The sequence below is a fragment of the Variovorax sp. 3319 genome (assembly GCF_031456585.1).
In the GTDB taxonomy this organism is placed as follows: Bacteria; Pseudomonadota; Gammaproteobacteria; order Burkholderiales; family Burkholderiaceae_C; genus Variovorax; species Variovorax paradoxus_P.
The window spans coordinates 90,511-117,163 of the sequence record NZ_JAVDUZ010000009.1 but is presented as its reverse complement, the minus strand read 5'-3'; the positions used below and the strand labels follow the sequence as shown (position 1 = coordinate 117,163).

Here is a 26,653-nt window from a genome sequence, read left to right as displayed (position 1 = left end):
TCTGCGTTGCGTGGCCGCTAGGCGGCGTCGAGCGCCAGCAGGCGGTTCTTCACCGTGGCGCCGAACTGTGCATCCCGAATGATGTCCAGGTGCCCGGTGCGCGGCACCACTTCGGTCGAGAGCACGCGGGCGCGCTCCGGCCAGCGGCGCAGCACACCCGGCGCCTGCAGCGAGCGCTCGGCATGGAACACCTCCACGGGCAAGTCGGTTTTGGCCTGCGTGTAGCGCGCGTAATGCGCAGACTGCACGCGGCTGTCGAGCGTGGCCCACAGAAGGTACTCATAAGCCTCGTCGCCGGCACCGTCGAGCGGCGACACCCAGGTGGGGGCCAGCAGCTGCTCGGCCACCCAGGCCTGCTCCGCATCGGTCATGCGGGTGAACAGCTCCTTCCATTGCGCCGCCATGCTCGACCGTGCAAGCCATGCGGCCAGCACCTCGTCGGCCTGCTGCCGCTGTGCTGGCAACAAGCTGTGCTGGGGAACCATCGGCTCCGACTCGAACACATCGACCGCGCCGAAGAACACGATGTCGATGCGGCCCTGCAGTTGCCGCGCCACTTCGAAAGCCAGGTCGCCGCCGAGCGACCAGCCCAGCAAGGCGCATCGGCCGCCGACGGCAGTGCTGACGATGAAATCCGCATACTCGGCCGCGAGCTCGCGAATGGCAAAACCGCGCCAGCGCTTGCGCGTGTAGACGTGGCTCACAAAGGCATACACCGGCCGGTCGCCCTGCACCGCGCGCGCCAGCGGCTGAAACTCGCGCGAGTTGACGATGAGGCCAGGCAGGCAGAAGAGCGGCACGCCCGCGCCACCGGCATGCAGGCAGACGGCGTCGTTGGCGCTCCCGGCGCGTTGGTCTATACGCGCGGCCATTTCGCGCAGGCTTGCGGACTGCATCACGTCGGCCAGGCCCATGTGGCTACCGCCGGGCAATTGCTTGCGAATATGCGCGATGAGCTTGAGGCTCAACAGCGAATCGCCGCCCAGTTCGAAGAAGTTGTCGCCGCGCCCCACGCGCGCCACGCCCAGCACATTGCGCCAGATTGCGGCCAGCGCCTCTTCGGCATCGCCTTGCGGCGCTTCGTGCGCGCCTTCGCCGTGCAGCGCTTCGGGCTCCGGCAACGCCTTGCGCTCCACTTTGCCATTGGCGCTCAGCGGCAAGGCATCGAGCGTGACGATGAGCCGCGGCACCATGTAGTCGGGCAGCACCCGGCCCAGGCGCTCCTTGAGCATTGCGGTGTCGATCGCCTGCCCCGCATGTTCGGCATGCACCGAGACATAGCCCACCAGCCGCGCGCCGCCCGGCCCCTCCTTGGCCACGACGACGGCCTCGCGCACCTCCGGCTGCGCCAGCAGTTGCGCTTCGATTTCCCCCAACTCGATGCGCAGCCCGCGGATCTTCACCTGGTGGTCGATGCGCCCCAGGTACTCGATCTGCCCCTCGGTGTTCCAGCGCACCAGGTCGCCCGTGCGGTAGAGCCGTCCGCCTTTCGCATCGAACGGATCGGCCACGAAGCGCTCCGCACTCAGCCCCGGGCGCTTCAGGTAGCCCCGCGCCAGGCTCACGCCGCCCAGGTACAGCTCGCCGGCCACGCCGCGCGGCACCAGGTTGAGCTCGCCGTCGAGCACATAGGCGCGGGTGTCGGTGATCGGCCGGCCGATGGGCACCAGGCGCTGGCCACCGTCATCGGGATGCAGCCGGCAAGTCCAGCGCGTGACGTGGATGGTGGTCTCGGTGGGGCCGTACAGGTTCTGCAGCGTGGCGCCCTGGAGGCGCTGCAGCGTCTCCTTCTGCGTCTCGGCGGGCATGGCCTCGCCGCCGCAGATGATGTGCTTGAGCCGGGTGCTGGCCTCGATGCCCTCGTGCGCCAAGAAGGCCTGCAGCATGGAGGGCACGAAGTTCAGCGTCGTGACCTGGTGGCGCCGGATGAGTTCGACCAGGCGGGCCGGATCGCGCTGGTCGCCGGGGTTTGCCACCACCAGCCTTGCACCGGCGGTAAGGGGCCAGAACAGCTCCCAGACGGAGACGTCGAAGCCGAAGGGCGCCTTGTGCAGCACGGTGTCTTCGCGGGTAAGGCCGTAGGTGCGCTGCATCCAGGCCATGCAACTGTGCAAGGCGTCGTGGCGAATGGCGGCGCCCTTGGGCTTGCCGGTGGACCCCGAGGTGTAGATGACGTAGGCGAGGTTCTCGCCATGCAAGGCCACGCCTGGATCGGCCTCGGGCTCGCCGCCGAGGTCGAGGTTGTCGAGCTCCAGCGTGGCCAAGCTGCTGCGGTCATGCAGACAGTCGCGCGTGGCACGGTGGGCCAGCAGCAGTTCGATGCCGCTGTCCTGCACCATGTAGGCCAGGCGCTCGGCGGGGTAGTCGGGGTCCAGGGGCAGGTAGGCGCCGCCGGCCTTGAGCACGCCCAGGAGGGCAACGACCATCTCGACGGAGCGTTCCATGGCAATGCCCACGAGCACATCGGGGCCGACGCCCAGGGCGATCAGGCGGTGGGCCAGGCGGTTGGCGCGGCGGTTCAGCTCATGGAAGCTCAGGGCCTCGTCCGCGAAGAGCAGCGCGGTGGCCTCGGGCTGCTGGCGGGCGTGGTGCTCGACCAGGCGGTGCACGGGCTGGAGCTGCGGCTCGCGCTGGGGGTTCACACTCCAGGCGGCAAGCTGGGCCTGCTCGGGCGCGCCGAGCAGGGCGATGTCGCCTACCGCACGCCCTTCGTCATCGGCCAGCGCACCGAGCGTCGCCACATAGTGCGCGGTCATGCGTTCGATGGTGGCGGGCTCGAACAGCTCCGACGCATAGATGAAGCTCGCATGCAGGCGCCCGTCGGCATCTTCGCTGGTGTTCAGCACCAGTTCGAATTGCGCCACTGGTGCGGCCAGCGCATAGTCTTCGAGCGCAAGGCCGGGCAACTGCTTCAGCGTGCGCGAATCGGTGCGGTCGTGGCTGAACATCACCTGGAACAGCGGGTTCACGCTCAGGCTGCGCTCGGGCTGCAATGCGTCCACCAGTTGTTCGAAAGGCAGATCCTGGTGCGCCTGCGCGCCTATGGCGGCTTCCTTCGCCTGTGCGAGTACCTCTGCCAGGCTCATGCGGCCTTCGACCGCGCTGCGCATGACCTGCGTGTTGACGAAGAGCCCGATGACGCCTTCGGTCTCTGCGCGGTGGCGGTTGGCCACCGACACGCCCACGCGAATGTCCTGCTGCCCGCTGTAGCGATGCAGCAGCGCCTGGAAGGCTGCCAGCAGCACCATGAAGAGCGTTGCTCTCCCGCTGCGCGCGCGCTTGTGCAGCGCCTGCACCAGCTCCGGCGCAAGATCGACGCGGTGCCTGGCCGCGGTGTAGTGGCCGCCTGGCCGACGGCTGTGGTCGGCCTGCAGCTGAAGCACCGGGTTGCCCGTACCCAGGCGTTCGGTCCAGTAGGCGAGTTGCCTTTCTTTTTCGCCGGCCTCCAGCCAGTTGCGCTGCCATGCCGCGTAGTCGATGTAGCGTATCGGCAGCGGCGGCAGGTCGACGCGGCCGCCAAGCACCCGCGCACGGTACTGCGCAACAAACTCTCCCACCAGAAGGTGCAGCGAGCCGCCATCGGAAACGATGTGGTGCATTACCAGCACAAGCACATGCACTTGCGGCCCAAGCCGGATCACGCCCACGCGCATCAGCGGGCCAGCTGCAAGGTCGAACGGCGTCGCGCCAAGCCGGCGGGCTTCTTCTCGCGCAAGCGCCTCCGCGTCGCCCGGCTCTTGCGCCACGTCGATCACCGCAATGTCGAGATCTGCTCGCTCTTGCACAATCTGTTCGCACAGGCCCTGCGCATCCGGCCGAAACACCGTGCGAAGCGACGCGTGACGCTCCAGCAGTGCCGCAAAGCTGTTCTTCAGGGCATCGATGTCGAGCGCCCCATGCAGCTTCAATGCGCCGGAGATGTGGTACGCCGTGCTCTTCGGGTCCAGCTGCCACAGAAACCACTGGCGCATTTGCGCATAGGAAGGTTCGGCCTTCGTTCCGGCCGGCAGGGGCACGATGGGCAGCTTGGCAAAGTCCACCCCCTGCTTTTGCAGCAGGCCGAGAAACGCTTTCTGCTTTTCGCGGGGCAGTCGCGCGAATCGGTCTGCAATGCTGTTCTTGTCGATCTCCATCAATCCTCCAGAAGGTCGAGCAGTGCGGCCATCTGCGCGAGGTCTTCCGAGCATCCTTCAGCCGCTGTGCCCACCTCTTGCTGCACGGCGCCGGCCATTGCGGCCAGCGTCGGGTTTTCGAAATAGCGCTTGAGCGGCAACTGCACCGCAAGCTGCTTCTGCACCTTTGCCTGCACCGCCAGGAGGCTCAGCGAATGGCCTCCCAGCTCAAAGAAGTTGTCGCTCCGGCCCACGCGCTCCACCTCGAGCACCTCGGCCCAGATGGCGGCGAGCGCACTCTCCACCTCTCCGATCGGCGCTGCGTAGGTATTGCCGCCCGCAATCTCCGGATCGGGCAGCGCCTTGCGGTCGACCTTTCCGTTCGAATTGAGCGGCACGGCGTCGAGCACCATCAGCGCCGCGGGCACCATGTAGTCGGGCAGCTTCTGCAGCAGCCGCTCGCGCAGCATTGCGGCATCTACCGCCTGCCCCGCGCGCGCCGACACATAGGCCACGAGCCGCGTGCCGCCCGCGCCCTCTCTTGCGAGCACCACCGCCTCGCGCACTTCGGGCTGCGCAAGCAGCTGCGCCTCGATCTCGCCAAGCTCGATACGAAAGCCGCGGATCTTCACCTGGTGGTCGATGCGCCCCAGGTAGTCGAGCTGGCCGTCGCCGCGCCAGCGGACCAGGTCGCCCGTGCGGTAGAGCCGCTCGCCAGGAGGACCGAAGGGCGCGGCGACAAAGCGCTCCGCGCTGAGTCCGGCACGGTCGAGGTAGCCGCGCGCCAGGCCCGCGCCCGACACATGAAGCTCGCCGGCTACGCCCACCGGCAACGGGTTGAGGTCGCCGTCGAGCACGCACATGCCAAGGTCGGGAATGCAGGCGCCCACGGGGCTGCTCTGCGTGTCCAGATCGGCGCTCACAATGGGCCTGTAGGTCACGTGCACGGTGGTCTCGGTAATGCCGTACATGTTGATGAGCTGCGGCTGCCGGTCGCCGAAGCGGTCGATCCACGGCCGCAGGCTCTCCGGCTCCAGGGCCTCGCCGCCGAAGATCACGCAGCGCAGCGGCAGGCGTTCACCCGCAGCCAACGCCGCGCTGTGAACCAACTGCCTGAAAGCAGACGGGGTCTGGTTGAGCACGGTCACCTCCTGCTCGCGCAGCAACGCCACAAAATCGTCGGGCGAGCGGCTGATCCAGAATGGCACCACCACCAGCTTGCCGCCGGTGCACAGGGCACCGAAGATTTCCCACACAGAAAAGTCGAAAGCGTACGAATGGAAGTTCGTCCACACGTCTTGCGGACCGAAGCCGAACCAGGGCTGCGTCGAGTCCAGCAGCCGCGTCACGTTGCGGTGGGTGAGCTGCGCGCCCTTGGGCCTGCCGGTCGAGCCGGAGGTGTAGATCACATAGACGAGATGGTCGGCATGCACACGCACGTCGGGCGCATGCGCCGGCTCGGCGTTCAGGCCCGCGTCGTCGAGCATCAGCACGCGCACATCGCCCTGCGCTGAAAGCCTGGGCTGCACATGGCCCTGCGTGAGCAGCAGGCGAATGCCGCTGTCCTCGACCATGTAGGCCAGCCGCTCGGCGGGGTACTCGGGGTCGAGCGGCACATAGGCGCCGCCGGCCTTCAGGATGCCGAGCAGACCCACGACCATTTCGATGGAGCGTTCGACCGCGATGCCCACCTTTACTTCAGGCGCCACGCCAAGGCGGATGAGCCGGTGCGCGAGTTTGTTGGCGCGTGCGTCGAGCTCGGCGTAGCTCAGCTTTGCTTCGCCGAAGACCACCGCGGTCGCGTCCGGATGCATGGCGGCCTGCCGTTCGAACCAGCGATGCACGGGCTGCGCGACTTCTTCGGGGTGCAACGCTTTCGCGGGCTCGGCCATCGGCGGTGCCGCTTCGTCTTCGCCCCGCAGGCCGATGTCCCCCACGTGCGCATCGGGTGAAGACGCGAGCAGATCGAGCAACTGCACCATGCGCAGCGCGAGCGCTTCCACGGTCGATTCGCCGAACTGACTGCGCGAATGGCTGTAGCTCAGAACCAGGGTCTCGCCCTGGTTGACGGAAAGCGTCATCGGGTAGTTGGTTTCCTCGCGGTTCCAGACCTCGCCGAAGCGCAGCCTGTCGGGTGCGCCCTGCTTGAGCGCCTGGTCGAGCGGGTAGTTCTCGAACACCACGATGCTGTCGAACAGGTCTTGACCGCCCTGCCCGGCCCAGCGCTGTATTTCGTAGAGCGGCGTGTGCTCATGCTCCTGCGCGCCGAGGTTGCTCGCCTGCAGTTCGCGCAACCAGTCGCCAACGCGCTGTGCCGGCTGCAACGTCGCAATGACCGGCAGCGTGTTGATGAAAAGCCCGAGCATCTGCTGGGCGCCAGGCAGCTCCACCGGCCTGCCCGCCACGGTGGCGCCAAAGCTCACCGTGCGCTGCCCCGTGTGGCGTGCCAGCAGCAGCGCCCATGCGGCCTGCACCAGCGTGTTGAGGGTCACGCGTTCGCGCCTGGCCGCTTCCATCAATGTGCGCGTGCGCCGCGCGTCGATCTCGCAGCGGTGCATGCCGTGGCCTGCCGGGGCATCGTGCGGCTTGGGCAAGGCGTTGGCCAGCCAGGTCGGGCCTTCCACTCGCGCCAGCTGCTCGCGCCAATAGCGCTCATCGGCCGCTCCGTCGCGCCGCTGCAGCCAGGCGATGTAGTCCGCATAGCGGCCACCCGGCGCAGCGAGAGTTTCGCCAGCGTAGTGCCGCAGCATTTCGCCCATGAGCTGCGAGGTGCTCCAGCCGTCCAGCAGCAGGTGGTGCATGGTCCAGACGAAGTGATGCTTGTCGCCCTGCGTGTGCACCAGCACAAAGCGCATCAGCGGCGGCTGCGCCAAGTCGAAGCCCTGCGCGAGCTGCGCCTGCGCCAGCTCATCGAGCGCGCCGGCCACGTCGCCGCGGTCGCGCCAGTCATGCTCGGCCATCGGCAAGTCCACATGCCGCGCAACCCATTGCAAGGCCGGTTCACCCACAAGAAAACCGGTGCGCAGCACGCTGTGCCGCTCCAGCACTGCACGCCATGCCGCCTTGAAGCGCACCACATCGAGCCCGTCGATATCGACGCGCAGCTGGTTGACGTAGGCGCTGCCCCCGGGCGCATACAGGCTGTGGAACAGCATGCCGGCCTGCATCGGCGAGAGTGGGTACAGGTCTGCCAGGTTCGAAGCAGGCAGCGGCAAGGCATCGAGCTGCTGCGCACCGATGCGGGCCAGCGGAAAGTCCGACGGCGTGATGCCATGTGCGCCGCTGGTGCAATGTGCGACCAGCGCTTCAAGCTCCTGCTGGAAGCGCTGCACCCAGCCCTCGACGGCGCTGCGGTCGTGGCGGGCCTGGCTGTAGCTCACGCGCAGCGCCAGCATGCCTTCGTGCACCTGGCCGTTGACCGAAAACTCGTGCGTGAGCGGTGCGCCGCCATCCACCGGGGCGCCGCTTGCCTCGTCGGCCAGCAACCAATGCGCGCGCTCATCGGAGCCGGCATCGAACTGGCCCAGGTAGTTGAAAACCACCTGGGCCTGGGGCAGCCCCCGCAGCGCCTGCTGCTGCGCGGGGCTGCCAAGGTACTTGAGCACGCCATGGCCAATGCCCTTGTCTGGAATGGCGCGCAGGCTTTCTTTCACGCGCTTGATGGCAGCGCCGGGTTCGCCCAGCGGATCGAGCGCAACGGGGAACAGCGTGGTGAACCATCCGACTGTGCGAGACAGGTCGATGCGATCGAACAGGTCTTCGCGGCCATGGCCTTCAAGATCGACCAGCACCTTGTCATGCCCCGCCCATGTGCACAGCGCACGGCCGAGCGCTGTCAGCAGCAGGTCGTTGACCTGTGTACGGTAAGCCGCGGGTGCGTCTTTCAACAGCGCTTGTGTCGTCGCAGTGTCCAGGCGGAGTTCGATGGCCTGCTGGTCAGCAGCGGTGTTCGACCCGTCGGGACGAGCGCATGGCAGGTTGGCGGCAACTTGCGCCAGCGCGGCCCAATGGCCGATTCCCTCGGCACGGGTGGCGGCATAGCCTTGCAATGCAGTGATCCAGTCCTTGTAGCTGCTGCTCTTGGCAGGCAGCGCAATGGCCTGGCTTGCGAGGGCTTGGCGGTACGCTTCCTGCAGGTCTTCCAGCAGGATGCGCCACGACACGCCATCGACCACCATGTGGTGAATGGCGATCAGCAGGCGAAACTCTCCACCCGGCAACTCGACGGCGAGCGCACGCAGCAGAGGGCCGCGCGCCAGGTCGAGGCTGCGCTGCGCTTCATCGCAGAGCGCTTCGAGCTGCCGCGCATCGCGCGCCTTGCGCACCCACAGCAGCTCGGCAAGTTCGTTCTCTGGCATTGCGGCGTAGTGCTGGTGCCATGTGCCTTCAGCGTCCTGGCTGTAGCGCAGGCCCAGGCTGTCGTGATGCCGCACCACGGCCTGCAATGCCTGCCTGAATGCGGCCAGCTGCAAGGGCTGGCCGCATTTCAGCAGCACCGCCTGGTTCCAGTGGTTGCGCACCGGCATCCGCATTTCGAAGAACGCATGCTGGAACGGCAGCAGGGGCGCCTCGCCCGCCGCATCGCCTGCCGCCGCGCCCCTTGCATCGCCAACGGGTTCGGCCGCGCCTGCAAGCTGTGCCACGGTCTGCCGCTCGAAGATCTGCTTGGGGCTGACCTTCCAGTCCGCAAGGCGCAGCCGTGCCACGATCTGCAGGCTCAGGATGGAATCGCCGCCCAGCTCGAAGAAGTTGTCGTTGCGGCCCACCCGCTCAAGTCCGAGAACGCCGCACCATACTTTGGCAATCGCCTCTTCGGCCTCGCCGGCCGGCGCCTCGTGGGCCTTGTCGTCCTGCAGGAGCTCTGGCTCAGGCAGGGCCTGTCGATCGACCTTGCCGGCAGGGCCGATCGGCAGCGCATCGATCACCACGATGGTCGAAGGCACCATGTAGTCCGGCAAGGCGCGCGCGAGCTGCTCCTTCAATGCCGGAGCGCCCAGGGACTGCCCGGCCTTCAGCGACACATACGCCGCCAGCCGTGCGCCGGCAGGTCCGTTGCGCGCAACAACCACCGCTTCGCGCACTTCCGGCTGGGCCAGCAGTTGCGCCTCGATCTCGCCAAGCTCGATGCGAAAACCACGTACCTTCACCTGGTGGTCGATGCGGCCCAGGTACTCCAGCTGGCCGTCGTCGCGCCAGCGCACCCAGTCGCCGGTGCGGTAGAGCCGCCCTCCCTTGGTGTCGAACGGGTCGGCCACGAAGCGCTCAGCGGTGAGCGCCGCGCGGTGCAGGTACCCGCGTGCCAGGCCCTCGCCGCCAAGGTACAGCTCGCCGGCAACATTGCGCGGCACAAGGTTGAGATCGGCGTCGAGCACGCGCGCGCTGCGGTCGCCCACGGGCCGGCCGATGGGCGCATAGCCCTCTTCGAAGCTCGCTGCGCCGTCGACCTTCCACAGCATCGGCGTAACGACCGCTTCGGTGGGGCCATAGCCGTTGATCAGCAGCTCGGGCTTGAGGTGCCGACGCACCGCATCGAAGCCTTCGCGCGACATGGCCTCGCCCCCGAACGAATACAGCTGCACCGGTGGACAACGGCCGGTGTCGCGCGCCCAGTCGGCCAGCTGGCGCAGATAGGCCGGCGGAAAGCCCGCGTTGGTAACGCCGTGGCGCTGCATTGTGTCCAGCGTCTGCTCGGCGGACCAAAGCGATGCATCGCGCAGCAGCAGCGAAGCGCCGCAGCACAGGGCCGTGAAGAGGCGCTCGTGCGCACCGTCGAACGAGAAAGACAGGAAGTGCAGTTCGCAGGACCGGGGGCCCATCTCGTACAGCACGGCCGTTTCCACGCAATGCGCAGCAAAGGGCCCGTGCGAAACCATCACGCCCTTGGGCATGCCGGTCGAACCCGACGTGTAGATGATGTAGGCCAGGTTGCCCGCATGCACCTCAATGGCTGGCGAATGGGCAGGCCCCTCATCGAGCGCGAGCGTGTCGAGCTGAAGGACACGCACGTGGTCGCCAGCAGGGATGCGCGCCCTCACGTGGCTTTGCGTCACAAGCAGGTCGATGCCGCTGTCGGCAACCATATGGGCCAGCCTGTCCGCGGGGTACTCGGGGTCCAGCGGGACGTAGGCGCCGCCGGCTTTCAGAATGCCGAGCAGGCCGATCACCGCGTCGAACGAACGCTCCACAGCAATGCCCACGCGTGTGTCGGGCCTTACCCCCAGCGCAACGAGCCGGCGGGCCAGGCGGTTGGCGCGGCGGTCGAGCTCGCCATAGCTCAGTGCTTCGTCGCCCATCAGCAGTGCCGTGGCATCGGGGCGCTCGCGAGCCTGGCGCTCCATGAGGCGATGCACGGGCTCGCTGCCCTGCCCGGCCGGCGGGTTGACGCCCCACTGCGCGAGCCGTGCTTTCTCGGCGGGTGCAAGCAGGTCGACGTCTCCTACCGCTTGCGCGGGGTTTTCGGCCAGGGCGCCGAGCACTGCAAGGTAGTGCCCCGCCATGTGCGCCACGGTCTGTGCATCGAACAGTTCTTGCGCGTAGTGAAAGCTGGCTTTTGCATGGCCTTGGGCATCTTCGATGACGCTCAGCGTGAGCTCGAACTGTGCAGCCTGGCCGCCCAGTTCGTGTTCCTGCAAGCTCAGGCCGGGCAGGTTTTGCAGCGCGCCAAGATCGCGCCGCTGGTGGTTGAACATCACCTGGAACAGCGGTGCGGTGCCAAGGCTGCGCTCGGGCTGAAGGGCTTCGACCAGCTGCTCGAAAGGCAGGTCCTGGTGCGACTGTGCCCCCAGCGCCGCGTTGCGCGTGGCTTCCAGTGCCTGCAGCAGGCTCGTGCGGCTGGTGAGCACATTGCGCAGCACCTGGGTGTTGACGAAAAAGCCGATGACCTTTTCGGCTTCCACGCGGTGGCGGTTGGCAACCGGCACGCCAATGCGTATGTCTTGCTGCGCGGTGTAGCGGTGCAGCAGCACCTGCAACCCCGTGAGCAGCACCATGAAGAGCGTCGCGCCCTGGGCTTGTGCGCGCTTGTGCAGCGCGTCGGCCAGCTGCTGCGGCAATGCCACGTCATGCCGCGCCGCGCGGTACCGGCCGTCGCTGCGCCTCGGGCGGTCCACAGGCAACTGCAGCACCGGGTGCTCGCTGCCGAGATGCGCCTTCCAGTAGTCGAGTTGCCGCTCCGTCTCGCCGGCCTCCAGCCAGTGCCGCTGCCATACGGCATAGTCGGCGTACTGGATCGGCAAGGCTGGCAACCGAGATGGCTGCCCATTGGCGCGCGCGCGGTAATGGGCCGCAAACTCGTCCACAAGGATCTTGAGCGACCAACCGTCGGACACGATGTGATGCATCACGACGACGAGCAAATGTTCTTCGTCATGAAGGCGGATCAGCGCCACCCGCAGCAGCTGATCGGCGGTCAGGTCGAACGGAGCCTCGACAATGCGACGCGCTTCGTCGTCCGCCCTTTTGTCGCGCTCACCGGCCGGAAGCGCAGCAAGATCGATGAGCGGAATCTCCAGGCCCGCGCGCTGCTGCACCACCTGTTCGACCAGGCCTTCGGCGTTCGCGCGGAACACCGTGCGAAGCGACTCATGCCGCTCGACCAGGGCATCGAAGCTCGCTTGCAGCGCGTCCCGGTCGAGCGTGCCCGCAAGCCGCAGCGCGCCCGAGATATGGTAGGCCGAGCTGCCCGGCTCCAGTTGCCAGAGAAACCATTGGCGCATCTGCGCATACGAGGGTGCGCAGGCAACGCGCGCTGCCTCGTCGCGCTGGAGAATCGGAAACTGCCCGATGGTCAGGCCCTCGGCTTGGATCTTCTGGTACACCGCGCGGCGCTGCGCCGGGTTGAGACGCGAAAACCGCTTGCCGATCTGGTCATGCGTGGCGGTGATGTCCATCAAGCGACCTCCAGGCTGTCCATGAATGCGTCGATGTCTGAAAGAGACTGGGCCACGGGTTTCCTTTCGCCGGCATCTGCAATGAGTGCGGCCATGTCCATGAGAACGGGTTGCCTGAAAACGTCGGCGACGGTCAGGTCCGCGTGCATGGCGCCCTGCACCCGCGCGACGACCTGCACGGACATGAGCGAATGCCCGCCGAGTTCAAAGAAGTTGTCGTGACGACCCACGCGCTCCACGCCGAGCACTTCGGCCCATATGGCAGCGAGTGCTTCTTCCATGCCGCCCCGGGGCGGCTCGTAGGCATGGGCGCTCGCGCGGTCGGGTTCGGGCAGCGCCTTGCGGTCGACCTTGCCGTTGGCGTTCAGCGGCAGGGTCTCCAGCACCATGAAGAGCGCGGGCACCATGTAGTCGGGCAATGTGCGGCCCAGTTGCTCGCGCAGGCGCGCCGTGTCGATGGCATGCCCCGCCTGCGCCGACACATAGGCCACGAGCCGCGCGCCGCCCGCGGCTTGGCCCGCCACGACAACGGCCTCTCGCACCGCGGGTTGCGCGAGCAGTTGCGCCTCGACTTCGCCCAGTTCGATGCGAAATCCGCGGATCTTCACCTGGTGATCGATGCGGCCCAGGTAGTCGAGCTGGCCCTCGCTGTTCCAGCGCACAAGGTCGCCGGTGCGGTATAGCCTTGCGCCGCCTTGGCTGTCGAACGGGTCGGCCACGAAGCGTTCGGAGGTGAGCGCAGCGCGGCGCACGTAGCCGCGTGCAAGACCGGCGCCGCCCAGGTAGAGCTCGCCCGCGGCGCCCGGTGGCACCAGGTTCAATTCGGCATCGAGCACGTAGGTTTGCGTGTCATCGATCGGCCGGCCGATCGGCACCTGGCTGCGCCCGTCGTCGCGGCAACTCCAGTGCGTCACGTCGATGGCGGCTTCCGTGGGGCCGTACAGGTTATAGAGCGCGGCTTGCGGCAATCGCCTGAAGACTTCGTTCTGCGCTTCTGCGGCCAGTGCCTCGCCGCTGCAAACGATGCGTCGCAGGCTGGTGCAAGCCTCCACGCCCTGGTGCGCAAGAAAGGCCTGCAGCATCGATGGCACAAAGTGCAGCGTGGTCACGTCATGCGCGCGAATCAGCTGCGCGAGCCGCGCGGGTTCACGATGGTCGCCGGGCTTGGCCACGGCCAGCCTGGCGCCGAACATCAGCGGCCAGAAAAACTCCCACACCGACACGTCGAAGCTGAACGGCGTTTTCTGCAGCACCGTGTCCGCTTCGCCGAGCGCGTAGGCCTGCTGCATCCACACCAGCCGGTTGTAGAGCGAGCCATGGCGGTTGGCAGCGCCCTTGGGCTTGCCGGTCGAACCCGATGTGTAGATCACATAGGCCAGGTTGTCACTGTCGAGTGCCACAGCCGGGTCGGTTTGCGGATAGCCGCCAAGGTCCAGCGTGTCGAGCGCGAGCACCGGTACGCCGGCCGGCAGTTGTAGCCGCTCTCTCAGGCGCTCTTGCGTCAGTACCAGCGAGAGGCCGCTGTCTTCAACCATGTAGGCAATGCGATCGGCCGGGTATTCCGGGTCGAGCGGCACATAAGCGCCGCCAGCCTTCAGGATGGCGAGCAGGCCGACCACCAGCTCGACGCTGCGCTCCAGCGCCACTCCCACCTTCACCTCGGGCCGAACGCCTTCTTGCACGAGCCTGTGGGCCAATCGGTTGGCACGGCGGTTCAGTTCGCCGTAGCCCAGGGTTTTATCGTTGAAAACGAGGGCAATGGCATCGGGAAGTTCGGCCGCCTGCTGCTCGAAGAGGCGGTGCACCGTTTGCGCTTCGCCCCGGCGATGGGTGTTGACACCCCACTGCGCGAGCTGCGCGCGATCTGTCTCGGAGAGCAGCTCGATCTCGCCCAACGTCGAAGCCGGCAGTTTCACCAAGGCTTCGAGCACGCGCTGATAGCAGCCCGCCATGCGCTCGATGGTGCCGGGCTCGAACAGTTCGGCCGCATAGCGGAAGTTGGCCTGGATGCCGCCGTCTTCACGCTCGATGGTTTCCAGCGTCAGCTCGAAGGGGGCGGCGCGCTGCTCCAGGTCGATGCGCCGCACGCGCAGGTCGGGCCAGCCACGCAGCGGCTGGTCCCCCTGCCCGAGGTGATTGAACATCACCTGGAACAGCGACGCCGCGCCGTGCCCATGCTCCGCGCGCAATGCCTGCACCAGGCGTTCGAACGGCAAGTCCTGGTGCGCCTGCGCTTCGATCGAGGTGTCGCGAACCTGCGTCAGGAGGTCCGCCAGGAGGGTGTGCGCACCAAGCCGCGCATCGAGCACCAGCGTGTTGATGAAGACGCCGATGACGCCCGCCGCCTCCGGCCGGCCGCGACCCGAGGCGGGCACGCCCACGCGAATTTCGTTCTCGCCCGTGTAGCGGAACAGCAGCGCATGAAAGGCCGCCAGAAGCGCCATGAACAAGGTGCCGCCCTGCGCCCGCGCGAGCTGCCTGAGCCCCTCGGCAAGGCCCGCCGGTATGTCGAGCGAATGCTGCGCGGCGCTGTACTGCGCATCGGCGGAACGCGGCCGGTCGGTGGTCAGCGGAAGCACCGGCTGGCTCGCACCGAGGCGCTTCCGCCAGTAGGCAAGTTGCCTTTCGCCCTCGCCGTCTGCAAGCCACTTGCGTTGCCACAGCGTGAAGTCGACATAGCCGATCTCGGGCTTGGGCCGCGTGTCCGGCAAGCCCTGCACCCGCAGCGCGTAGGCCTGCGCAAGGTCGTCCAGCATGAGCTGGACGGACCATGCATCGGAAACGATGTGATGCATCATGAGCAGCAGCTGGTGCTCGCCGGCCGCCATCTTCAGCAAGGCGCAACGCAGCAAGGGGCCGGCGGTCAGGTCGAAAGGGGCGCGGCAAACCTGGGCCACCGCTTCGTCGTAGCGGGATTCGCGCGCTGCCGCATCGAGCAGGCTGAAATCGGCAAAGGGAATATTGATGCGCACTTCTTCCAGAATGCGCTGTTCCGGCAGCCCTTCGGCGCCCGGGCCGAACACCGTCCGCAGTGCTTCGTGGCGCCGGGCGAGCGACTGCATCGCGTCTTGCAGCGCCGCCACATCGAGCGGGCCAGAAAAGCCAAGACCGCCGCCAACGTGATAGGCCGTGTCGGCGGGGTTCAGTTGCCACAGGAACCACTGCCCCTGCTGCGCGAACGAAACGGGCACGGGGCCGGCGACATGGCCACGCACGATGCTCTCGCGCAGGGGTGCCGCGTTGCCGCCCTGCTTCAGGCGGCTTTGCAGCAGGCTCAACTGCTCGGGCGACAGGCGGGAGCGCCGTTCGGAAAGATGGGATGTCTCGCTCATGATGAAAAACCTGCGGTGATGCGATCGGTTGCCGGTTGCGGGTCTGCGGTGGCCTGGGCTTCGCGCTCGATCTCCTCGATCAGCCGCAGCTCGATCAATGCGGCCAGCTCGGCCACGGTGGGCGCCTTGAAGAAATCCGCGGGCTGCAGCTCTACGCCGTAGGCCTTGCGCACGCGGGAGAGCAGGCGAATCGCCAGGAGCGAATCGCCGCCGAGCTCGAACAGGTTGTCGTGCGCGCCCACCGGCGAAATGCCGAGTGCCTCGGTCCAGAGCGCAGCCAGGCCTTCTTCCAGTTCGCCTTCAGGCGCGGCGTACGCTGTGGGCAACGGTGGCCTCGAATGGCTCGCGCGCAATTCGCCGGCCGGTGCCGCGCCTGCGGCATCCTGCGCCTCCACCGCGTCCAGCAGGTTGCCCAGTGGGCGAAGGCGCGGCGCGAGCGGCGAAACGGAGACCACCGTCTGCGGCAGGTCGGGGCCGTTGACGATGCGCTCGAAGGCGAGCACGCCGGTGCGCTCGTCAAGGCCGACACCCTCCGGCAGGTCCATGTCGGCCGCCGAACCGACGTCACGCCATGCATCCCAATTGACCGAGAACACCGGCAGCGCCGATGTGCGGCGATGCGCTACCGCCAGGGCGTCGAGATAGGCATTGGCAGCCGCATAGTCGCTGCGGCCCAGTCCGCCGGCAAGCGTGGCAATCGAGGAGCAGAAGAGCACGAAGTCCAGCGGCTCTTCGCGTACCGCCGCAAGCAGCGTTCGAGTGCCTGCCACCTTGGGCGCGAACGCCGCTTCCACCTGCACGCGGGTGCGCTGGGCGATCATTCCGAGGCCCGGGTCCATCACCGCGTGGACCACGCCGTTGACGGTGCCAAAGCGCGCATGCGCTGCCGCAAGCGCGTCGCGCAGCTGCGCGGCATCGGTCACGTCGGCGGCCAGCGTCAGCACTTGCGCGCCTGTGGCTTCAAGTTCGATCAACTGCCGCAGCTTGCGTCGCAGCGCAGCGGGCTCGTCGGCCGATGCGGCCATGCGCTCCCATTCGCCGCGTGCGGGCAGCGGCGTGCGGCCAAGCAGCACCAGGCGGGCCTTCCATGCGCGGCTCAGGTGCCGCGCCAGCGCCAGGCCCACGCCGCCCATGCCGCCGGTAATAAGGTACACACCGCCCTCGCGCAGCCGCGGCGTGGCGGGCTGCATCGGCAATGGCTCGTAGCTCTTGAGCCAGCGATGAGGGCCGCGATAGGCGACCACAAAATCGTCTCGTGCCGAGGCCGCCTCGTCGGCGACGCGGCGGGCCAGATCGGTTTCAGCGGCGCTTTCCGGTGCGGGCAATACCACGTCGATGACGCGGCACGAGACCGATGGATATTCCTGGCCCCATACCTTGGCGATGCCCAGCAGGGTTGCCTTTTCGGGCGCCAGGGGCTCCATGCCGGAAACGTCCTCGAGGCCGTCGGTGACGATGGTCAGCGCCGTCGGAGCGCGGCCGGACAAGCCCAGGGCGTCGAGCGCATGCACGAGTGCGAGCAGGCTGAAGTAGCCGCTGTCCAAGGCGTCGGCATGCGGCGGAGCGGGCTGGTGGCCGTCCAGGCTCCACAAATGATGGATGCGCCGCACCGGGCCGGCTTCGGCCTCTGCTTCGCGCAGCAATGCGTCATGGTCGGCGCGCTCGGCTTGCCGCACGGTGTACTGCCCTGGCGCGGTGCGTGCGAAGCGCGGGCCCCGCAGCGCCAGCACCACTTTTTCGCCGCGCTCCCGCAGCGTGCGGGCGAGCCGGTCGGTGAAGCTGTTCGCATCGCCCAATATGAGCGTGCTGCCCTGGCGTTCTGCGAACCCTTCGGCAGGCTGCAATGGCGCGCTGCGCTGCCAGTTCGGCGCATAGAAAATATCCTCGGCCTGCGCGGGAGGCACTGCGGGGCCGCCGGCCTCCACCCAGTACCGCTGGCGCTGGAAGGCGTAAGTCGGCAGCGGCACGCGGCGGCGTTCGGCGCCCTCATGGCATGCGGCCCAGTCGATGTCGACACCCGCTGTCCACAGGCCCGCAACCGCATTTGCCAATTGCTGGCTGTTGCGCGCGGTCTGCTGTGCATGCGCCTGGCTGGCCCAGATGCCCGCGGCCGGGCCGGCACCCGAATGCTGGCGTGCAAGCCCGGTCAGCGTTTCGCCGGGGCCCACTTCGAGCACCGCCCGTCCGGGCTTGCCGAAGATGTGGGCGAGGCCTTCGGCAAAGCGAACCGTGTGGCGCAAGTGCCGGCCCCAGTATGCGGGGCTGGTGGCGTCTTGCGCGCTGATCGGCAGCCCGGTGAGGTTGGAGATGAACGGAATGTGCGGTGCATGGCGCGGCACGGATGCAATCAGCTGCTCCAGCGCGGCAACCGCCGGATCGACGAGCCGCGAATGGAAAGCCACCGCAACGTGCAAACGGCGCGGCGAATGCTGGCGCGCGCGAAGTTCTTCTTCAGCGCGCGCAATGGCCTCGGGCGTGCCCGCGAGTACGCAGAGCTGTTCTCCGTTTACCGCGGCAAGGTCGCAGCCCATCTCGAGGAAAGGCGCGAGTTCGGACTCGCGCAGCGGCACCGAGAGCATGGCGCCAGCGGGCAGCGCCTGCACGAGGCGGGCGCGCTCGGCGACGATGCGCAGCGCATCTTCCAGCGAGAACACGCCCGCCACGCAGGCGGCAACGTATTCGCCGAGGCTGTGCCCCATCATCAACGCGGGCTTCACGCCGCAGTGCAGCCACCACTGGGCCATTGCATATTCGACGGCAAAAAGCGCTGGCTGCGCCACCTCGATATGGAACAGGCGTTCGTTTGCCAATGCTTCGTCACCGGCTGCAGGGAACAGCAGCGGTTGCAGGTCGATGCCGCCCTGGGAGCGCAGCAAGCCGATGCAGCGATCGAGTGCCTCGCGGAACACGGCGCTTTCGCGGTGGAGCGCAGCGCCCATGAAGACGTGCTGGCTGCCGCTGCCGGGAAAGAGAAACACCACCTCGGGCGCGGAGGCCGGTACCTTGCGCAATTCGGCGCCTGGAAACGACAGCATTTGCGCGGCCATCAGGGTGTCGCTCGCAACCGCGGCGCTGCGCCACGCGAAGGCGCGGCGGCCCGTTTGCAAAGTGTGAGCCACGTCGTGCAGGGGCAGCGCAGGCTGTGCTTGGAGATGCTCCGCGAGTTGCGTGCGGCCTTGCGCCAGTGCCGCCTCGTTCTTTGCGGACAGGGGCAAGACCTGCCAGGCCGGCGCCGTTGCGGTTGCCGTTGCCGCATTCGCGACCGCTGCCGGAGCTTCTTCGAGCACGACGTGCACATTGGTACCGCCAATGCCGAAGGAGCTCACACCGGCGCGGCGCGGCACGCGCCCTTCGGCCCAGGCGCGCGCTTCGGTGTTCACATAGAACGGGCTCGCCGCGAAATCGATCTGCGGGTTGGGCTGTTCGAAATTGAGGCTCGGCGGCAGCACGCGGTGCTTGAGCGCCATCGTCGCCTTGATGAGCCCCGCCACGCCAGCGGCTGCATCCAGATGGCCGATGTTGGTTTTGACAGAACCAATCGCGCAGAAGCCGCGCCGCTCGGTATCGGCGCGAAACGCCTGGGTGAGCGCGGCAAGCTCGATCGGATCGCCCAGCGTGGTGCCGGTGCCGTGCGCTTCCACGTAGCCGATGGTGTCCGCCGCCACGCCCGCAATGAGCTGCGCCGCGCGAATGACCTCGGCCTGGCCGTCGACGCTGGGCGCTGTAAAGCCGACCTTGGCCGCGCCGTCGTTGTTGGCGGCCGAGCCCTTGATTACCGCATGGACGGTGTCGCCGTCGCGCAGCGCGTCGTCGAGCCGCTTGAGCACCACCACGCCGGCGCCGCTGCCGATGAGCGTGCCCGCGGCCTTTGCGTCGAAGGCGCGGCAGTGGCCGTCGGGCGAGAGGATGGCGCCGGACTGGTAGCGGTAGCCGCCTTCTTGCAGCAGGTTGAGCCACACGCCGCCGGCCAGCGCCATATCGCAATCGTGGCCCAGCAGCGCCTGGCATGCGGTATGCACCGCCACGAGCGACGTCGAGCAGGCGGTCTGCACGGTGACCGCAGGCCCGCGAAGGTCGAGCTTGTAGGCCACGCGCGTGCACAGCGAACCGCCCGAGTTGCCGTTCATCAGGCCCAGCAGGTCTGCAATGCCGCTCTCTGCGCCAAGGCCGAATGACGGAAGCAGGTTGCGGATGAGGTACAGGTTGGTGCCCTCGCCGGCATACACGCCCACCTTGCCGGGCCAGCGCGCGGTGTCGCAGCCCGCGTGCTCGAGCGACGCCCAGGCGCACTCCAGAAAGATGCGCTGCTGCGGATCGAGGGTCTCGGCCTCGCGCGGCGTGTAGCCGAAGAAGCCGGCATCGAACTGGTCGAAGCCCTCGAACCTGACGCCGGCCTTCACGTATTCGGGGTCGTCCAGCAGGCTTTGCGGCACGCCGCGTGCGCGCAACTCGTCGTCCGTGAAGCGGTACACCGACTCCACGCCGCCCTGCACATTGCGCCAGAAGGCGTCCACATCGTCGGCGCCCGGAAAACGCCCGGCCATGCCGACGATGGCGATCTCGATGCCCGTCGGCTCAGGGAGTGCTTGAAAGGCTGGCATCAGTTGACTCTCTCTGTGGCCTTGCGGCGTTGAAGCATGGCGGCGCGTTGTCGCAGCGCCCGGTCATCTCCAGCTGCGGCAGCAGCAGAGGCAGCGAACGATGTGGCGCCGGCCGGTGCCTGTTCGATCCAACGGGCGAGCGATTCGATGGTTGGGTACTTGAAAAGGTTGACAACCGGAATCGCAATCTGCAGCCGGTCTTCCAGCAGCCGGTGCGCACGGATCAGGAGCAGCGAATGGCCGCCGAGGTCGAAGAAGTTGTCGTGCTGGCCGACCTGCTCGACCTTCAGCACCTCGGACCAGGCGGCGGCCAAGGTCTTCGCAATGTGGCCTTGCGGTGCTTCGTAGGCCACGTCGCTGGTAACGACGGGCTCCGGCAGTGCCTTGCGATCGACCTTGCCATTGGCGTTGAGCGGCAGGCTGTCGAGCACGGCGAAGGTACGCGGAACCATGTAGTCGGGCAGCACTTGGGCAAGGCGGTCCTTGAGCGCGGCGGTGTCGATGATTTGATCCGCATGCGGCGCGAGATAAGCGACCAGTCGCGCGCCAGCCGAGCCTTCCTTCGCCACGACCACGGCCTCGCGCACCTCGGGCTGCGCCAGCAGCTGTGCCTCGATCTCACCCAGTTCGATGCGCAAACCGCGGATCTTCACCTGATGGTCGATGCGGCCGAGGTATTCCAGCTGCCCTTCGGCGTTCCATCGCACGAGGTCACCGGTGCGGTAGAGCCTTGCGCCGCCTTCGCTGTCGAAGGGATCGGCCACGAAGCGCTCCGCACTCAGGCCGGCTCGCTTCAGGTAGCCCCGGGCCAGGCTGATACCGCCCAGGTACAGCTCGCCTGCGACGCCCTGCGGCACGAGGTTCAGGTCGGCATCGAGCACATGGGTGCTGGTGTGGCTGATCGGCCGGCCGATGGGCACCTGGCTGTGGCCGCCGTCATCGGGATACAGGCGGCAAGCCCAATGGGTGACATGGATGGTGGTCTCGGTGGGGCCGTAGAGGTTTTGCAGGCCCGCGCCGTGCAAGCGTTCAAGCGTTTCTTTCTGCGTTTCGGCCGGCATGGCCTCGCCGCCGCAGATGATGTGGCGCAGGCGCGTGCTGGCTTCAATGCCCTCGTGCGCCAGAAAGGCCTGCAGCATCGAAGGCACGAAGTTGAGCGTGGTGACCTGGTGGCGCCGGATGAGCTCGACCAGGCGGGCCGGATCGCGCTGGTCGCCGGGGTTGGCCACCACCAGCCGCGCCCCGGAAGTCATCGGCCAGAAAAGCTCCCACACCGACACGTCGAAACCGAACGGCGCCTTGTGCAGCACGGTGTCGTCGCAGGTAAGCCGGTAGATGTTCTGCATCCACACCATGCAGCTGTGCAGCGCGCCATGGCGGATGGCCGCCCCCTTGGGCTTGCCGGTAGAGCCCGAGGTGTAGATCACGTAGGCAAGGTTCTCGGCGTGCAGGTCGACCCGCGGATCGCTGTCGGGCTCGCTGGCGAGGTTGGCAGTGTCGACTTGGAGCACGGTCAATGCGCGGCGGTCGGGCACGCAATCGGCAAGACTGCGCTGGGTGAGCAGCAGCCCGATGCCGCTGTCCTGCACCATGTAGGCCAGGCGTTCCGCCGGGTATTCCGGGTCGAGCGGCACATAGGCGCCGCCGGCCTTGAGCACGCCGAGAATCGCCACCACCATCTCGACGGAACGCTCCATTGCGATGCCAACCAACACCTCGGGCTTGACGCCGAGTCCGATCAACCGATGCGCGAGGCGGTTGGCCCGGCGGTTCAGTTCAGCGAAGTTCAGCGACTCGTCGGCGAAGAGCAGCGCGGTGGCTTCGGGCCGCGTTCGCGCCTGACGCTCGATCATGCGGTGCACGGGCTCGGGTTGCGGCTCGCGGTGCGAGTTCACACCCCATTGCGCCAACCGTGCCTGCTCGGGGGCGCCGAGCAGGGGGATGTCGCCTATCGGCAGATCGGGCCTGTCGGCCAGCACCTGCAGGACGGCGACGTAGTGGCCAGCCATGCGCTCGATGGTGTCCGGCTCGAACAACTCAGCCGCATAGATCAACGACAGCGACAAATGACCGTCCGGCCTTTCGCGTGCTTCGAGCGTGAGTTCGAATTGGGCCGCGAGGTCGGGTAGCGGGTGGTCTTCTGCCGCAATGCCGGGCAGCTGCGCGAATGCGCGGTAGTCCTCGAACAAATGGTTGAACATCACCTGGAACAAGGGCGTCCGGCTCAGGCTGCGCTCGGGTTGCAGTGCCTGCACCAACTGCTCGAAAGGCAGGTCCTGGTTGGCCTGCGCGCCCAGCACGGCCTCGCGGGCCTGTGCCAGCACGCGCGAGGCGCCCAGGCGGCCGTGGATGGAATTGCGCAGCACCAGCGTGTTGACGAACAGCCCCACCACGCTTTCGGCTTCCATGCGATTGCGGTTGGCAATCGGCGCGCCGATGCGGATGTCTTGCTGCCCCGTGTAGCGGTGCAGCAGTGCCTGGAAGCCCGCGAGCAGCACCATGAAGAGCGTTGCACCCTGCGCACCGGCCTGGCCGCGCAGCTTGGTCAACAGGCCGCCCGGCAGTTCGAAGGCATGCCGCGCGGCGCTGTAACCGGCCTGGGGCTTGCGCGGGTGGTCGGTGCGCAAGTCGAGCACTTCATGCGTGTCGCCGAGTTGCGCGCGCCACCAGGCCAGTTGCCGTTCGCCCTCGCCTGCCGCAAGCCAGTCGCGCTGCCAGAGCGCGTAGTCCGCGTACTGGATGCGCGGCGCGGTCGGGCGTTTCGCATCTGTGCCCGGGTGCAGGTGTGCGGCATAACCCGCCGCCAGCTCGTCGATGAGCAACTGCATCGAGGCACCGTCGGAAACGATGTGGTGCATGACCACCACGAGCACGTGGGTCTCGTCGTCGATGCGGATCAGCGCGGCGCGCAGCAGCGGGCCCTGCGTCAGGTCGAAGGGCTCGGCCTTGAGGCGCCGGGTTTGTTCCGCGAGTTGCTCGTCGCGTTCGCGGGCTTCGAGGCTGCGCAAGTCCAGCAGCGCAAACGGCAGGTCGCCTGAAGGCTTTATCCATTGCTCCGCACCGCCATCGGCGGCGGCGCTGAACACCGTGCGCAGCGATTCGTGGCGCGCGACAAGATCGTCGGCCGCGGCGCGCAAGGCATCGGCATGGACTGCTCCGGTGAGGCGAAGCGCGCCGCTCACGTGGTACGCCGCACTTTGCGGGTCCATCTGCCAAAGGAACCACTGGCGCTCTTGTGCATGCGAAAGCGGCATCGGCAACAGCCGGCGTTCTGCCGAGAGAACGGGCACCGGCGCGCTCCGCGGACGTAGGCCCTGTGACTGCAGCTGGCGAATGGCCGCGGCGCAGGCCTGCAGGCGCGGCTGCTCGAACAGCATGCGCGCCGGAAAATCGATTTGCCAGTGCGCCGAGATGCGCGAGGCCGCTTGCGTGGCTGTGAGCGAGCTTCCGCCCCTGTTGAAAAAATGCGCATCGCGCCCCAGGGGGCGATCGTCGCCGTGTTTCCAGACCTCGCGCCAGATGGCGGCGAGCGCCAGTTCAAGCTCGTCGAGCGGCGCCTCGGTGGTGGTGGCCTCTGCGCCGCCGCCTCGCACGAAGGTGCCGTACTGGTAAACGGCATAGGCGTCGGCCGTGCCGTCTTTCCAGCCCGCGCGGCAGGCGCTGCGCTGCAGCTTCCCGCTGGTGGTCTTGGGCAGGCCGCCGGGGTTGAGCAACAGCACGACAGAGAGCGGCTCGCCGAACACTTCGCTCACGGCGGCGCCCAGTGCATCGACCAGCACCTGCGGCGGCACCAGCTTTTGCATGCTGCGCGACACTTCGGCCGCAACGCCGATGCCTTCGCCTTCCGCGCCCTGCACCGCAAAGACGGCGACACGGCTCTTGCGCACCGCATCGACCTCGGCCTCGATGATCCGCTCGATGTCTTGCGGATAGATGTTGTGGCCGCGGACGATGATCAGGTCCTTGATTCGCCCTGTCACGTATAGCTGGCCTTCGTGCATGAAGCCGAGGTCGCCGGTGCGCAGCCAGCGCTCGCCGTCTCGCTCCACAAAGGTTTCGCGCGTCTCGCGCTCCTTGCCCCAATAGCCGAGGCAAATGCTCGGGCCGCTGGTCCAGATCTCGCCGATCTTTCCGGGTGCCGCCGCCGACAGCGTCTCCGCATCGACGATTTCGACGCGATGGCCTGGCGCTGCCACGCCGCAGCCGACCAGCACTGTGCCTTCGGTGGCCGGTACGCCCGCGCCCCGCGCCAGGTCGTCGGAAGAGAAGGTGCATGCCACCATGCCGCCGCCGCGCAGGCCGCCGGTCACGTACAGGGTGCCCTCCGCGAGGCCATAGCAAGGGTAGGCCGCGTTGGGGTCGAATCCCGCGGGCGCAAAGCGTTCGATGAATTCCGTTTCCGTGTCCGCGCGCACCGGCTCCGCGCCCGTGTAGGCGACACGCCAGCTCGAAAGGTCGAGCTGCGCGAGCCGCGCGTCGTTCACGCGCTCCAGGCACAGGCGAAACGAAAAATCGGGCCCGCCGCTGTGGGTGGCGCGGTGGCGTGAGATGAGCTCGAGCCATCGAACCGGGCGTTCGAGAAAGTACCCCGGTGAAGTGAGCACCAGCGGAATGCCGTTGAAGAGCGGCAGCAGCAGGCCGCCGATCAGGCCCATGTCGTGATAGAGCGGCGCCCAGCACACGAACTTGTCTCCTGGCCTCACATCCATGCCGTGTGTCATGGCGATCTCGTTGGCGATCAGGTTGCCGTGGGTCACCATCACGCCCTTGGGGGCGGAGGTCGAGCCCGAGGTGTATTGCAGGAAAGCAATGTCGCCGTCGGCGGGGTCGAAGGGCTCCCATTCGTCGGCGAACGCCGCTTCCACCGCGTCGACCGCGATGATTTGCGCACCGGCGAATTCGCTGGCCGCATTCATCGCACGCGAGATGGCAGCCGAAGTCAGCACGCAGCGCGCCTGCGAATCGGCGGCAATGCCGGTGAGCCGCGCCAGGTGCTGTGGCCGCATCGACTCGGGCGGAAACACCGGCACCGCGATCACGCCGCTGTAGAAGCAGGCCAGCATGCACACCGCATAGTGGTCGCCGTTGTCGAGCATGATGAGTGCGCGCTCGCCCTTGGCAAACTGCTGCTGGAGCCGCGCCGCGAGCGCGCGCACCCGGCGCTCGAACACGCCGTAGCTGATCGGCTCTTCGTGGAATTCGCCATTCACCGTGCCCGCCACGGTCAGCCAGATGTCCTCCGGCCGCGTTTGCGCGAGCGTGCGCAGGTGCGCAACAAAATTCTTCGGCTGCGGGTTTGCCTTCTGCGGCATATCGGTCATTTCGGTTCCTTTGCGCGCCACGCAATGGCGGCTGCGTAGCCGGGTGGCACCTGGATCGCCACGGCTTTGAAATTTGTCCATTCGGGATCGGCGCACTCGAGGGCAATCTGCCCTTGGGCGCCGTGGTGAATGCCAATGGATTTGAGGTGCCCGGCCACACCGACGCCAATGGCCTTCAGCACCGCCTCCTTCGCTACCCAGCGGCTGTAGAGCGCGTGCAGCCGATCTGCGGCCGCGTGCAGCTCATTGCATTCGCGCCCGGTAAAGGCCAACGCTGCAATAGCGTCCGCGTCTACGTCGGCCTTGCACTCTTCGATGTCGACACCCACTTCGCTTGCCACTGCGGCATCGCCCAGCACGATGAGCGCATGCGCACCCGAGTGCGAAAGGTTGAACGGCGGCGCGCTGCCTGCAAGGTCGAGGTACGGCTTGCCGTGCGCGCCCGATGCAAGCGGCACTTCATGCGGCGCGCAGCCCACACGCCCTGCAAGCAGCGCGCGGAGCGCGGCGCGCGTTTCAGTGAAGCGCACGCGATCGGCGGTTCTTGCGAACCGGTCGGCCTTCGCGCGTTCAGCGGGCGTCAGTTGCCGGCGCGCTGCCAGCGGCTCTGCGGCCAGGTCGAAGTGAAGGCAGTACACCTCGATGCCCTCGGCCACCGGATCAGGCAAGGGCATGAGCCGCATGGCGATCTCCAGCCACAACCTGGCCGAGGCGCTGCGAGAGCGCGGCCAGAAAGGCGGTTTCTTGCTGCCTGATGAAGAAATGGCCGCCATCGAACCAGTCGAGCGTGAAGACGCCGCCCGCCTCGGCCGACCAGGCGCGTATGCTTTCGGCTTCGATGTCGTCATCGCGCCCCGCAAACACATGCAGCGGCATCGGCAGCGGCGCTTCGGCCGCATGGCGAAAGCCTTCGCACAAGCGGTAGTCGGCGCCGAGCACATCGAGGGTGATGCGTATCAACTCCGCGCTTGCAAAAACTTCTTCGGGTGTTCCGCCCTGCTTGCGAAGGTCGGCAACCAGCGATGCGTCGTCGGTTTTTCCGGCGAAGCGCGCAGGGTCACGCCGGCTGGGCGCCGAAGTGCCTGAGGCAAGCAGTGCCAAGGGCAACGCGCGCCCCATCGTGCGCAGCCGGCATGCAATGCCGTAGGCCAGCAGTGCGCCCATGCTGTGGCCGAAGATTGCGAAGTTGCCGCGCATGGCTCCGGAGTGCTCCGCGCAGATCTGCGCCACGAGGCTGTCGAAATCGCAAACCAGGCTTTCGGCCGAGCGGCTACCGCGGCCTGGCAACTCCACCGGCACGATGCGAATCCATTGCGGCAGCAGGCGGCGCCAGCGCAGGTACATCGTGGCGCTGGCACCCGCGCACGGCAGGCACAGCAGCGATACGCTGGTCTCCAC

7 protein-coding genes are annotated in these 26,653 nt (G+C 67.4%); all 7 read right to left on the bottom strand.

Going from position 1 to position 26,653, the window contains the following annotated elements:
* Positions 1-17: 17 nt before the first annotated feature.
* The 7 genes from J2X67_RS18660 to J2X67_RS18630 are packed head-to-tail and all read right to left on the bottom strand — an operon-like array spanning position 18 to position 26,653.
* The gene (locus J2X67_RS18660; RefSeq protein WP_309955177.1) at positions 18-4,133 is read right to left on the bottom strand and encodes an amino acid adenylation domain-containing protein; all 4,116 of its coding nucleotides are present in this window, start codon (positions 4,131-4,133) and stop codon (positions 18-20) included.
* On the bottom strand, positions 4,133-12,001 hold the full coding sequence (locus tag J2X67_RS18655; protein ID WP_309955175.1) for a non-ribosomal peptide synthetase: 7,869 nt from the start codon (positions 11,999-12,001) through the stop codon (positions 4,133-4,135). Before J2X67_RS18655 ends, J2X67_RS18660 begins: the two co-directional genes overlap by 1 nt.
* A complete protein-coding gene (locus tag J2X67_RS18650; protein WP_309955174.1) occupies positions 12,001-15,333 on the bottom strand; it encodes an amino acid adenylation domain-containing protein in 3,333 nt (1,110 codons plus the stop codon). The genes J2X67_RS18655 and J2X67_RS18650 overlap by 1 nt, the downstream gene beginning before the upstream one ends.
* Positions 15,330-19,934: an SDR family NAD(P)-dependent oxidoreductase gene (locus tag J2X67_RS18645; protein ID WP_309955172.1), complete on the bottom strand. Its 4,605-nt coding sequence runs from the start codon at positions 19,932-19,934 to the stop codon at positions 15,330-15,332. Before J2X67_RS18645 ends, J2X67_RS18650 begins: the two co-directional genes overlap by 4 nt.
* Complete coding sequence (locus tag J2X67_RS18640; protein WP_309955170.1) at positions 19,934-25,255, bottom strand: non-ribosomal peptide synthetase; 5,322 nt, start codon at positions 25,253-25,255, stop codon at positions 19,934-19,936. Before J2X67_RS18640 ends, J2X67_RS18645 begins: the two co-directional genes overlap by 1 nt.
* On the bottom strand, positions 25,252-25,938 hold the full coding sequence (locus J2X67_RS18635) for a 4'-phosphopantetheinyl transferase superfamily protein (protein ID WP_309955168.1): 687 nt from the start codon (positions 25,936-25,938) through the stop codon (positions 25,252-25,254). Before J2X67_RS18635 ends, J2X67_RS18640 begins: the two co-directional genes overlap by 4 nt.
* Positions 25,916-26,653 (bottom strand): alpha/beta fold hydrolase, encoded by a 738-nt coding sequence (locus J2X67_RS18630; RefSeq protein ID WP_309955166.1) that lies wholly within the window; start codon positions 26,651-26,653, stop codon positions 25,916-25,918. Before J2X67_RS18630 ends, J2X67_RS18635 begins: the two co-directional genes overlap by 23 nt.